The following is an 11,087-nucleotide window of genomic DNA, read 5'->3' on the forward strand; positions in this document are numbered from 1 at the left end:
GTTCAGTCCCCAAGAATGTTTGAATTACATTCACTCCTGCGGCTACACTGCAAACCAAACCTGAAGATGCTCTAGTGTTAGATAACTTCAACTCCAGATTCGGAGATTAGCGAATGCTTATTCCTGTTCGTCTTTTGAAAACTTCGTCGGTGCCGTTCTGTTTTGCGGTTGCTGTTTTCCTGGTCTCTTCTCTTCATGCAGAAGAGAAGAAGGAGAAACCGGTTGATGCTCCCAAAGGAGAAGTCATCGAGCTCTTTGATGGCAAGTCTTTGAAGAACTGGAAGGTCACCGATTTTGGCGGAGAGGGGACAGTGCTTGTGAAGGATGGTCAGCTGATTCTTGAGCCAGGCGATCCAATCACAGGAGTTCACTGGGTCGGGAAAGAACTGCCGAAGGTGAATTATGAAATTTCATTCGACGCTCAGCGAGTCGACGGGAACGACTTCTTTTGTGCTTTGACGTTTCCAGTGAAGGAGAAGCTGTGCAGTCTCATCCTGGGAGGTTGGGGGGGGAGTCTGATTGGACTTTCCAACATCAATGATTTTGATGCCTCTGAAAATGAATCGACTGACTACTACTCTTTCGACAACGAAAAGTGGTACAAAATTCGATTGCGAGTTGACGAGAAATTCATTCAGGCCTGGATCGATGAGACTCGTATCGCGAAGATTGACCACACGGAAAACCGCATCTCTATCCGGATCGAAATGGAGCTTTCCAAACCGCTCGGCCTGGCCTCCTTTCAAACAAAAGGAGCGATCAAAAACTTGAAAATGACGAAACTGAAAGCGGAAGCGAAAAAGAAAGAATGAGCGACCTCGTTACGTCCCGTTGCAGTCAACTCTTCAGGTGCGGGCCGATTTCGTCTCGGGAAAGTGCTTCCCGCTCTGTCATAGAAAGTCACAGGAGAAATGAAACCAGTCATTCGAGCAGTCGTCTTTGATATGGACGGCTTGATGTTTAATACGGAAGAAGTCTTCAATCGATCAGGAACGGAGTTGCTGCGGCGACGTGGAAAAGTTCCGACTCCGATTCTCTTTCATTCCATGATGGGGCGACGCGCTGAAGAAGCGTTTCAGGTAATGATCGATCAGATGGAATTGACCGAGTCGATTGCAGAACTACAAACGGAATCCGAAGAGATTTTTGATTCACTCCTCGACGACATTCTTGCTCCCATGCCGGGATTGCTGAACCTGTTAGATGTTCTGGAACAGCGGCAGCTTCCCAAAATGGTCGCGACGTCATCTCATCGAAAATATTTGACGGACATTCTGGGACGATTCGATTTATTGCACCGGTTTCCCAAAACGTTGACAGCTGAAGATGTGACGCATGGGAAGCCACATCCTGAAATTTATCTGACAGCGGCTGCTCAGTTGGAGATTTCACCAAGCGAAATGCTGGTTCTGGAGGACAGCGAAAATGGAACAAAATCCGCAGCCGCTGCTGGAGCGCATATTATTTCTGTGCCCCACGAAATCAGCGCGCATCATGATTTCAGTTCTGCGAAAGCAATCGCCAAGAGTCTCGATGATCCCGTGATTCATGAGTTACTGGGATGAACAAGTCGTCACCAGCTGATCAGACACCGGAAAAAATGACGTTGAAGCGTCAACTGATCAGGCTGGTCCTGTTGGCAGGAATCACTTACCTGGGGTTTTGTTTGATGCTGGCGTTTCTTCAGCGCAAGTTGATTTATGTTCCGCGAGCTGCACCGGTTTTGCTTGCGGAATCTGGTTATCCTGAGGAGCGAATTCGTGAAGTTGTTCTTTCAGTTGATAACGGCCTGTACCTATACGGGTGGTACTGTTTGCCCGATGCCGACAAGACGTCAGCATCTCCCAAGCTGGCACTGATCTTTCCTGGAAATGGTGGCAACCGACTTAATCGTGTACGAATCCTGGAGCTAGTGAATGACCTTGGTTGTGCTGCTCTGATTGTCGATTATCGCGGCTACGGTGGGAGCCATGGCGCTCCTTCTGAGGAAGCGATCGCGACCGATTGCCGAAAGGTTTGGGCTTTCGCCACGAACGAACTTGGGTTCTCAAACGATCAGATTATCGTCTTTGGTCAATCGTTAGGTGGTGGAGTTGCGATTCGCCTGGTCTGGGAACTTTGTCAGGAAAATCAGGCTCCAGCAGGGCTCGTTCTTCAGGCAACGTTTACTTCTCTCGTGGATGCTGCACAGCACCGTTTTCCGTGGCTGCCGGTTAATCTGTTGCTTGTTGACAGGTATCCGTCAATCAATCGTATCCCCAACATTACCTGTCCTCTGCTCATGCTCCACGGAAGACAGGATAACATTGTTCCACTCCAGCTTGGTGAGCGACTCTTTGCAGTGGCTCCAGAGGTCTCCGCAAACGGAATTCAGAAACGTTTCGTCGAGCTTCCAGATGCGGGGCATAACGATATCTATCATGTGGCGTTGGACGATGTGAAAAAGGCAAAGCGTGAGTTTCTTGATTCGATTCAGACTGCGTCCCTCGGAGCGGATTGATGCCTCTGCTTGATCCGCAACTGTTGGCTGATGCGCATCGACATTTGACCGGTTCCGATGAGGTCCTCACAAAAGTGATTCATGAAGTCGGACCATGCACTCTTGATCGTCAAACAAATCGATATCGAAACTTACTCCGGGCAATTGTCAGTCAGCAAATCTCTACTGCGGCTGCGAAGTCGGTCTTCATTAAGCTTGAAGCTGCCGTTCATTCTAAAACACTCAATCCGGAAGCTGTCTCAAGACTGACTGAATCGGACCTGCGTGGTGCTGGGCTGTCGTCTCAGAAAGTTCGCTACGTTCAAGATTTGACAGACCATGTTCTCGATAAGCGCTTAAATCTTCGTTCCCTGCATTACAAAAGCGACACAGAAGTGATTGAGTTGCTGACCGATGTCAAAGGGATTGGCGAATGGACGGCACAGATGTTTCTCATGTTCTCACTCGGGCGTCCTGATGTCATGCCGTGGGGAGATTTGGGAATACAAGTCGCAATACGTAATCTGTATGGGCTTTCGGAGTTGCCAAATAAAGTAGAATGCCTCGAGATTTCGCGACCTTGGCGTCCGTATGCTACAATTGCCAGCTGGTATTTGTGGCGAACACTCGACTGAATAGACGGCGAATGCGACTTGTTGGAAGTGGCACCAGTACTGCTCTTTACGTTCTGCCTCGTGGCGGTCAGTCTATGATGTTGCAAAGGCGACTTTCGCGGGCAGGACAAGCATTGGAAATGCTCTAACACTCAATTCGGGAACGATGATGCTCAGTTTTGTTGACACGAATCGGCGCACCGGACGACGAGAGTTTTTGCGGGCTGGAAGTTTGGCCTTGGGCGGGTTGGGGTTGCCGCTTGCGTTTCAGCGATCTCTCCAGGCAGCGTCAATGCCGTCTCTGCTCACCGACAAAACGGTTGTCTTCGTCTTCATGCATGGTGGTCCAAGTCAGATCGAAACATTCGATCCGAAGATGGGGGCTCCGATTGGGATTTCGAGCGCAACAGGAGAAGTGAGCACAAAAGTTCCGGGTGTTACTTTCGGAGGAACGTTTCCTCGGTTAGCCAGCCTGGCTGACCAGATGACAATTGTTCGTTCCTTCCGCACCGGTCGTGGAAACCATGACGTCAAGCCAATCGTGAGTGCAGAAACATCTAACGCGAATCTGGGTGCGTTGTATGCCCGGATCGCTGGCCAGAATCGATCCGATTCCGGAATGCCAACCAACGTGAGTCTGTTTCCGCGTTCCGTTGATGATTCAACGATGCCCGCGTTCAAAAAACTTGGAGACGTTCAGGCAACAGGAGCGTTAGGGGCAGGGTATGCTCCATTCAATCCAAGTGGTGGAGGAAATTTACAGGCTGACATGAAGCTCAACATTCCCATGACGCGATTGGATCATCGTCGCGTATTGTTGAGCGAACTGGATCGCATGCAACGTCGCATGGAGCAGGACGGAAGCTGGGAAGGATTGAACTCGATAAAGGAGCAGGCGTTCAGCACTGTACTCGGAGGAGTTGCAAGTGCGTTCGACCTCAGCGAAGAAGACCCTGCAACCGTTCGCCGCTATGACACTGCTCCGCTTGTTCGAACTGAAGACATCAACAAGAAATGGAACAACCACGAACGGTACGCAGACAACGCAAAGAGCCTTGGCAAGTTGATGTTATTGGCTCGCCGGCTTTGTGAACGGGGCTGTGGGTTTGTGACTGTCACAACAAACTTTGTGTGGGACATGCACGCCGATGCGAACAACGCAGGCGTCGAAGAAGGAATGAGATACATGGGGCTGCCGTTCGATCATGCGATCTCCACATTTCTTGAAGATCTCCAGGAACGAGGGCTGTCAGAGAAAGTTCTGCTGGTCTGCTGCGGAGAAATGGGACGAACTCCCAAGCTCAACTCTCTCGGTGGTCGCGGTCACTGGGGAGCACTTTCTCCGCTGATGCTGGCTGGTGCGGGAATGCCGAAAGGCCAAGTCTTCGGTCAATCAACTCGAGACGCAGCCAAGCCACTTTCTGAACCAGTAGAGATTTCCAATCTCGTTTCTACGATCCTCAACACACTAATGGACGGTCCCCAAGTCCGTTTGGAAACCGGCGCCCCCAAAGAGGTGACAGACGCTTTGTTCGCGGCTCCAATTCCGCTGGGGTGAGGAGTGGTGCTTGTTATATTTGAAGAATAGTGGTGCGGCTTCAATATTTTTTGCCTGACGAACTGGAATCAAGATGTACCAAAGTTTTCAGCCCTTTCGCATCGAAGAAGAGAGCATCGTTGCCCTGATTTTTATTACAGTGGGCTACCTGCTTCTTCTGACGCTCGTAACGTTAACATCCAGGTCGAACTCACTACGTTTGATTGGGCTCGGTCTGGTGACTGCAGTTGCGGGAGTGATGTACTCAAGTCTCGTCCCGACTGCGGCGCTCACCACGCCGATTATGATGAAAATTGGATTTTTGCTCGTTCTTGCAGGTGTTTTGGTCCCATTTGCTTCGGGGTCAAAGACGCCAGCGACTCAGACCGCGTCGACTTCTGGTGAGACATCGGAAAGGTCTGGCCTCGGTGGGGTGTCTGAAGGAGAAGCTCATGAATAAGTTCTGGAATTGTGTTTCGAATCGGCGGTTTCAGTCTGCACTCATCGCAGTTGTGGTTTGGGCGATCATGTTTCCGGAAGATCTTCAGGTCATCCTTGTGCCAGTTCAAGAACTGTTGAGTGTGACAAAATCTCTTTCACTGGGAGTCTATTTGCTTGTCAGTACGATTGTGATTTGCCGAACCTGGAGAGAGGTCTCTTCAAAAGTCTCCGGCAGAATTTGATGCTGCGAGTATGCGATGCGAACCTGCTTATGAGATTTCCGAAGAGTCAACACAACTCATGCTCTCTTTAAGCGAACAGAAAAATGACCAACGCAAAAACCGACCGTGACTGGGATGAGAAGTACGCGACTGCGAACACTCCATGGGATTCGAATTTACCATCACGGGAACTTCTCAACGTCTTGAATCAATACGCTGTCTCTCCCGGACTAGCGATTGAGCTGGGATGTGGGACCGGGACGAATGCTGTCGCGCTGGCGAAACTTGGCTGGCAAGTGACCGCGGTTGATTGTGTCCCTCAGGCTTTGGAAATGGCAAAGCTGAAAGCTGAAGACGCAGGAGTCGTTGTTGATTGGATCGAAGCTGACGTTCATAACTTTGGGCAAGGACTCGAATCGTTTGATCTGGTCTTTGACCGTGGCTGTTATCATTGCTGCCGCCGAGTCGATCTTAAGGGCTACATGAACACGCTGCGAACGGTGACTCAGCCAGGTTCACAGATGCTTTGTTTGTGTGGGAATCCGAACGAAAATGAACAAGGGGGACCGCCCCGTGTTCCTGAAGAATCTGTGCGAAAAGAATTTTCTGATCTGTTTGAGATCAATCATCTGCGAGCATTTCACTTTGAAGATGCCGGAGGAATGCAGGGGCCGCTAGGGTGGTCCGTCTGGATGAAACGGAAATGATTTATCGTTTCACCAAAATGGGATCTCGGTTTCGACATTACTGAAATTCGGGTCCGAAACGATTGACGGCAGCTCATCCAGTCGGTTCAAATCCCTTCCACCCTCATTTCACCTTTCACCTTCGAACGCGAATCAACATGGATGCTGGTCCCGAACTTTCAACGTACCTTGCAAGTTTGCGGCTCCTCATTGAGGAGCGACTCAAGTTCGACACGGAACTTTCAAAACAGTGCCCGCAGAAACTTCAGGAAGCGATTCGTTACAGCCTCCTCGCACCGGGGAAGCGGGTGCGGCCTTGTCTGGCGTTAATGGCGTGCGAAGCGTGTGGTGGCGATATTAAAGCAGCACTCCCAGCTGCTTCTGCATTGGAAATGATTCATTGCTATTCGTTGATTCATGACGACCTGCCAGCCATGGACGATGACGATCTGCGACGTGGACGACCGACGAACCACATCCAATTCGGTGAGTCGACCGCGATTCTGGCAGGCGACGGCTTGCTGACCCTCGCCTTTGAAACACTCGCCAAAGGAATCACCGATCCTCAGGTTGCAATTGCCTGTGTCGCGGATCTTGCCTCGGCAGCCGGTGTGGAAGGGATGGTCGGAGGGCAACAGGCGGATCTTGAGGGAGAGGAAATTGAAGACATCTCGTTAGAGCATTTGGAGTCGATTCATCGTCGAAAAACTGGGCGACTTTTGACGGCTCCGCTCATCATGGGGGGAAGAATCGCTGGTGCAGACGTTGAAACCCTGAATAATCTTAAGATTTATGGCGAATCGGTTGGATTAGCGTTCCAAATTGCGGATGATCTCTTGGATGTGGTCGGAGATTCCCGGAAAATGGGGAAAGGTGTCCAGAAGGACGCCGACCACGGAAAAGCGACTTATCCCGCTCTGTTGGGGCTGGAAGAAAGTCGCAAGAAAGCGAATTTAATCATCGATCAAGCCTGCGACGCGATCTCCGGTTTCGGAGATCGTGGAAATTATCTCGCAGCCTTGGCGAAATACACGATAGAGCGAGACCATTAATGGAATATCAACTTCTGCCGATGATCGGCTCTCCGAAAGAACTCGAGAGTCTTTCGGAAGATCAACTGACTCAACTCGCTGCCGAGATCCGGGAAGCCTTGTGCGAGATTGTCTCGGATCGCCCTGCGCACTTTGCGAGTAATCTGGGAGTTGTTGAACTTTGTCTGGCGCTGCATCTGACGTTTGATTTCTCGAAAGACCGACTGATCTGGGATACCGGTCATCAGATCTATCCGCATAAGTTGATCACCGGTCGCTATCCTCAGTTCAACACGATCCGTCGCAAGGGCGGGTTGATGGGATACCCGAACCCCGAAGAGAGTGAATACGATCTCTTCATGACCGGGCATGCCGGAGCGAGCGTGTCGACAGTTTTGGGACTGAAAGCAGGCGACGATCTGCTCACTCCTGAAGATAATCGGAAAGCGGTTGCGGTCCTCGGTGATGGAGCGCTTCCGTCAGGTGTGGTCTTTGAAGCATTCAACAATGCTGCTGAGCTCAACAAAGACTTGCTTGTCATCTTGAACGATAACGAAATGGGAATTTGTCCTCGTGTAGGGGGGCTGGCGAATTATCTCGACAAGGCACGGGTTGCTCCGTTTTATAATGGGCTCAAGAAAGATGTTTCCTGGCTGCTGAATAAAGTTCCGATGATCGGTGAGTCAGCTGCCGAAAAGGTGGGACAATTCAAAGACGCAGTCAAGAGTTTCCTCCACGGCGGGATGCTCTTCGAAGAGATGGGCTTCCGCTACGTCGGACCTGTCGATGGTCACGATCTTCGTGCACTTCGCAAAGCGATGGAGATGGTGAAAGAGGTCAAAGGTCCGGTTCTGCTGCATGTGTTCACTGAGAAAGGACACGGTTTCAAACCGGCATCCGAGAACCCAGTGAAATTCCATACGCCTGCACCGTTCTGTCGGGATAGTGAAGTTGGCGTCGTCTTTCAGAAGAAAGGTTCAACGGCAGCTTACACGGATCTCGTCAGCGATTCGCTGCACACGATGATGGAGAAGGACAAGCGGGTTTGCGTTCTGACAGCAGCAATGTGTCAGGGGAATAAGCTCGATCAGATTCGAGAAGACTACCCCGACCGTTTCTTCGATACCGGGATTTGTGAAGGACATGCCGTCGCCTTTGCCGGTGGAATGGCCAAAGCGGGAATGCGACCGGTTGTCGATATTTACAGTACCTTCCTGCAACGAAGTTTTGATCACATTTTCCAGGAAGTTGCACTCCAGAATTTACCTGTCACATTCTGTCTCGATCGAGCAGGGTTGTGCGGTCCCGATGGTCCAACTCACCACGGTGTGTTCGATGTCTCGTACATGCGAGTCTTTCCAAATATTTCTGTCATGGCGCCCGGGGATTCTCTCGACATTGCACCGATGCTCGACTTCACGATGGAGCACAACGGTCCTGCCTCGATTCGTTATCCCAAAACGGGAGCTGAAACGGTCAAGCGGACATTCGCACCGATCGAGTACGGAAAGTCTGAAGTGCTTCGCTGGGGGGAAGACGGAACCTTCGTCGCCTTCGGAGCACTCTTCCCAGCCTGTGTCGCAGCAGCGGATCGCTTGGCGAAAGATGGTCTCGATATCGGGGTGGTGAACGCGAGGTTCCTCAGACCACTTGATACTGAGGTGATCTTCAAAGCAATTCAGGAAACGAATTTTGTCATCACTGTCGAAGAGAACACACTTTGTGGCGGCTTTGGCAGTACCGTTCTTGAAGCTGCGAACGATGCAGGTTTGAACACTTCAAACATCAAGCGACTCGGGATTCCGGATGAGTTCATCGAGCACGGAGAACGCAGCGAACTGCTTGCTGATCTCGGTCTGGATGTTGCCGGTCTGATGGCAGCTGCTCACCAGATGCATTCCAAGCATGGCAGCAGGAATACAGATTCCATCGTCGCCTGACTTTCTTTCTGGTTAAATTTAGAGCATCTTTCGAATTGGTTTGCAGGATCTGCCTCGTGGCGAACAGCATTTTTCCTGGAGAAATGCGTTCTTCACGGGCACACGGTAGAGCAAACTGCTCTAGGTGAACGCCTTCCAGTGCAGCGATCACGTCTGTTGCACCGGAGGACGTGCATCAACGTGTCGCCACGCAGCGAGCGTCACCATCAGATATGTCAACGATGAAATCCATTCAATCGTTGTCAGTTGGTTGTATCGGCGGTGACTAATCGTGAACGCATCACGGTCAGTAATCTCTACGGCATCCAAGTCAATGACAGCGTCCAGATGTCCATGCACGACGACCAGACCAAGGATCGAAAAGGCGAGCACCAAACTGCATGCGACAAGTGGAAAGCCGTATTTGCGAGAGACCTTCATTACCAACGCTGTATTCCAGAGCATCAGGGCAGCAGTGACTCCTCCAGCGATCTGTAACCAGTGAGTCACGCGCTGAGTGATCAAGCCGCCGACCATCGAGTCGGTCAGCACATCATGGGCGATGCGGACCACGATCCCGGTGTAAAACGTCAGCCCGCCCCAAAAGACGGAAAACGCGATCAGCAAGAGCACCCTGCAAGCAATGATCATCAACAAGATCTTTCTACAGTACCAGTTCGTGTGCGTGGCTCAGGCATGTTGGAATTCATCCAATGTCTTCGGTTGGATGTCAATGTTAGTGAACGACTCAATGATTCGCATCGTCCAACGTTAACTGTCAGGGCCATTCGTTTCGCTAACTGACCCTTACCACCCTTGTCGAGACCAGAAGAGGCAGGACAAGGCTTCCTTGCCGCCTCTCATTGATGCTCTTGGGTTTCATTAAACTGGCTCTCCAGCATGATCTTTAATGTCACCGAAATCGAGTAACTCTGTGTAGTTGCATGCCCAGTCGGGTAGGGCAGGGCTTCCCTGCCGCCTCTCATAGATGCTCTTGGATTTCATTAAAATGGCTCCCCAGCATGATCTTCAATGCCATCAAAATCGAGTAACTCTGAATGACCGCATGCCCAATTTTCGGGATAGACGCCAGCGTTCACCCAGCGATGAAAACTTGACACCTGCCAATCCTTTGGACAGCGGGCGTATCCATGTTTCACTGGATTGAAGTGTATGTAGTCAAAATGGGCTTCGTAGTCTTCGATATCTTCGATTGCATGTTCCCAGAAGCGAGGCTGCCAAATTCCCTTACGACCTTCTTTTGTTTGGGCATCAGAAATTGCAGCCTCTTTGCCTCCAGTTTTTAGAAAATTAGAGGTGAAATTTCTTTTGATGATGCTCCAACGTTTCGAGAAATCATGATCTCCACGAGGTAAAGTCCAGAGACAATGCAGATGGTCCGGGAGTACCACGATTGCGTTGATCTCAAAAGGATATTTTTGCTTGCATTCTCGAAAAGCATCACCGAGAATTTTTGTTGCGGCTTGATGTCGAAAGATTGGTCGACGTCCATAGGTCACGACCGTGAAGAAAAAAGTTCCACCAGGAATATAGGCACGACGATAATTGGGCATCGAAGAATCGTAATGATTTGCAGCGACCAGTTGACAGTGAAACCAAGACAGAAAATCTCTAATCGTCCGCGGCAGGGGAGCCCTGCCCTACAGAACTATTCCTTCAATCAGGCCACCCCGCCTGGAGAAGTTAATCGAGAGGTATGGGGATGTATATTAGGATTAAAGTTTTAGAAACAACAATCACTCCAGGACGCGACGAGGTGTTGGCGGTGATAGAAGTTGAAGAAGGAGAATTACACTCAACTTGTAACAAATACGTAAAAGTTGATTCAAACGATATATGGTGTATCACGTCTTTTAGTACTTCTTCTCCTAGTTCATTATTAAGTCGTTTTCTTGTAGCATTACAACCAGAAGGCAACTCGGAAGCCAAAATACACAAAGGAGACTGTCTTGAGCAAGGTAGGTGAGAGCGGGGTGGACGAGTGGCTGGGGACAATCTGCGTTTTGATTTTCGAATTCTGGAAAGGGTTCAATCCGGTTGCCCCCAGTCCGCGGCAGGGGAGCCCCAATATTGTTCGGCACGCTTTTTGCGCATTGTGGGTGGTATTGTAAACTCCGCGTTTTTGTGAGGGAGTGCAA

14 protein-coding genes are annotated in these 11,087 nt (G+C 50.4%); 10 read left to right on the forward strand and 4 right to left on the reverse strand.

From position 1 onward, the window contains the following. The first annotated feature begins 113 nt into the window (after nt 1–113). From ACN0YR_RS24825 to dxs, 10 genes are all read left to right on the forward strand, one after another. Nucleotides 114–812: a 3-keto-disaccharide hydrolase gene (locus tag ACN0YR_RS24825; protein ID WP_417851907.1), complete on the forward strand. Its 699-nt coding sequence runs from the start codon at nt 114–116 to the stop codon at nt 810–812. Between the two features lie 99 nt (nt 813–911). Further along, a complete protein-coding gene (locus ACN0YR_RS24830; RefSeq protein ID WP_417851908.1) occupies nt 912–1,565 on the forward strand; it encodes an HAD family hydrolase in 654 nt (217 codons plus the stop codon). Continuing rightward, nucleotides 1,562–2,500, forward strand: coding sequence for an alpha/beta hydrolase (locus ACN0YR_RS24835; protein WP_417851909.1), 939 nt, complete (start codon nt 1,562–1,564; stop codon nt 2,498–2,500). The genes ACN0YR_RS24830 and ACN0YR_RS24835 overlap by 4 nt, the downstream gene beginning before the upstream one ends. Next, nucleotides 2,500–3,114: a DNA-3-methyladenine glycosylase family protein gene (locus ACN0YR_RS24840; RefSeq protein ID WP_417851910.1), complete on the forward strand. Its 615-nt coding sequence runs from the start codon at nt 2,500–2,502 to the stop codon at nt 3,112–3,114. Before ACN0YR_RS24835 ends, ACN0YR_RS24840 begins: the two co-directional genes overlap by 1 nt. Nucleotides 3,115–3,259: 145 nt before the next feature. Then, on the forward strand, nt 3,260–4,651 hold the full coding sequence (locus tag ACN0YR_RS24845; RefSeq protein WP_417851911.1) for a DUF1501 domain-containing protein: 1,392 nt from the start codon (nt 3,260–3,262) through the stop codon (nt 4,649–4,651). 73 nt (nt 4,652–4,724) lie between these two features. Further along, complete coding sequence (locus ACN0YR_RS24850; protein ID WP_417851912.1) at nt 4,725–5,090, forward strand: hypothetical protein; 366 nt, start codon at nt 4,725–4,727, stop codon at nt 5,088–5,090. After that, on the forward strand, nt 5,083–5,313 hold the full coding sequence (locus ACN0YR_RS24855; protein WP_417851913.1) for a hypothetical protein: 231 nt from the start codon (nt 5,083–5,085) through the stop codon (nt 5,311–5,313). The genes ACN0YR_RS24850 and ACN0YR_RS24855 overlap by 8 nt, the downstream gene beginning before the upstream one ends. Nucleotides 5,314–5,396: 83 nt before the next feature. Next, on the forward strand, nt 5,397–5,999 hold the full coding sequence (locus tag ACN0YR_RS24860) for a methyltransferase domain-containing protein (protein WP_417851914.1): 603 nt from the start codon (nt 5,397–5,399) through the stop codon (nt 5,997–5,999). Nucleotides 6,000–6,136: 137 nt separating this feature from the next. Further along, entirely contained in the window at nt 6,137–7,030 is an 894-nt protein-coding gene (locus ACN0YR_RS24865) for a polyprenyl synthetase family protein (protein ID WP_417851915.1), read from the forward strand. Beyond that, nucleotides 7,030–8,949, forward strand: coding sequence for a 1-deoxy-D-xylulose-5-phosphate synthase (gene dxs / locus ACN0YR_RS24870; protein WP_417851916.1), 1,920 nt, complete (start codon nt 7,030–7,032; stop codon nt 8,947–8,949). Before ACN0YR_RS24865 ends, dxs begins: the two co-directional genes overlap by 1 nt. A 147-nt stretch (nt 8,950–9,096) precedes the next feature. Here dxs and ACN0YR_RS24875 read toward each other — a convergent pair whose 3' ends face one another. The 4 genes from ACN0YR_RS24875 to ACN0YR_RS24890 all read right to left on the reverse strand — a co-directional run. Then, nucleotides 9,097–9,579 (reverse strand): hypothetical protein, encoded by a 483-nt coding sequence (locus ACN0YR_RS24875; RefSeq protein WP_417851917.1) that lies wholly within the window; start codon nt 9,577–9,579, stop codon nt 9,097–9,099. Nucleotides 9,580–9,810: 231 nt separating this feature from the next. Then, nucleotides 9,811–9,933, reverse strand: a complete 123-nt coding sequence (locus ACN0YR_RS24880) for a hypothetical protein (protein ID WP_417851918.1) — start codon at nt 9,931–9,933, stop codon at nt 9,811–9,813. Then, nucleotides 9,933–10,502 (reverse strand): REP-associated tyrosine transposase, encoded by a 570-nt coding sequence (locus ACN0YR_RS24885; RefSeq protein ID WP_417851919.1) that lies wholly within the window; start codon nt 10,500–10,502, stop codon nt 9,933–9,935. Before ACN0YR_RS24885 ends, ACN0YR_RS24880 begins: the two co-directional genes overlap by 1 nt. A gap of 347 nt (nt 10,503–10,849) precedes the next feature. After that, on the reverse strand, nt 10,850–11,087 hold a 238-nt coding region (locus tag ACN0YR_RS24890; protein ID WP_417851920.1), incomplete at its 5' end, for a hypothetical protein.

This window comes from Thalassoglobus sp., assembly GCF_048270125.1.
In the GTDB taxonomy this organism is placed as follows: Bacteria; Planctomycetota; Planctomycetia; order Planctomycetales; family Planctomycetaceae; genus Thalassoglobus.

Bases quoted from the DNA above. Each gene is read 5' to 3' on its own strand.
- ACN0YR_RS24825 (WP_417851907.1), top strand. From the start codon at position 114: ATGCTTATTCCTGTTCGTCTTTTGAAAACTTCGTCGGTGCCGTTCTGT.
- ACN0YR_RS24830 (WP_417851908.1), top strand. From the start codon at position 912: ATGAAACCAGTCATTCGAGCAGTCGTCTTTGATATGGACGGCTTGATG.
- ACN0YR_RS24835 (WP_417851909.1), top strand. From the start codon at position 1,562: ATGAACAAGTCGTCACCAGCTGATCAGACACCGGAAAAAATGACGTTG.
- ACN0YR_RS24840 (WP_417851910.1), top strand. From the start codon at position 2,500: ATGCCTCTGCTTGATCCGCAACTGTTGGCTGATGCGCATCGACATTTG.
- ACN0YR_RS24845 (WP_417851911.1), top strand. From the start codon at position 3,260: ATGATGCTCAGTTTTGTTGACACGAATCGGCGCACCGGACGACGAGAG.
- ACN0YR_RS24850 (WP_417851912.1), top strand. From the start codon at position 4,725: ATGTACCAAAGTTTTCAGCCCTTTCGCATCGAAGAAGAGAGCATCGTT.
- ACN0YR_RS24855 (WP_417851913.1), top strand. From the start codon at position 5,083: ATGAATAAGTTCTGGAATTGTGTTTCGAATCGGCGGTTTCAGTCTGCA.
- ACN0YR_RS24860 (WP_417851914.1), top strand. From the start codon at position 5,397: ATGACCAACGCAAAAACCGACCGTGACTGGGATGAGAAGTACGCGACT.
- ACN0YR_RS24865 (WP_417851915.1), top strand. From the start codon at position 6,137: ATGGATGCTGGTCCCGAACTTTCAACGTACCTTGCAAGTTTGCGGCTC.
- dxs (WP_417851916.1), top strand. From the start codon at position 7,030: ATGGAATATCAACTTCTGCCGATGATCGGCTCTCCGAAAGAACTCGAG.
- ACN0YR_RS24875 (WP_417851917.1), bottom strand. From the start codon at position 9,579: ATGATCATTGCTTGCAGGGTGCTCTTGCTGATCGCGTTTTCCGTCTTT.
- ACN0YR_RS24880 (WP_417851918.1), bottom strand. From the start codon at position 9,933: ATGAAATCCAAGAGCATCTATGAGAGGCGGCAGGGAAGCCCTGCCCTA.
- ACN0YR_RS24885 (WP_417851919.1), bottom strand. From the start codon at position 10,502: ATGCCCAATTATCGTCGTGCCTATATTCCTGGTGGAACTTTTTTCTTC.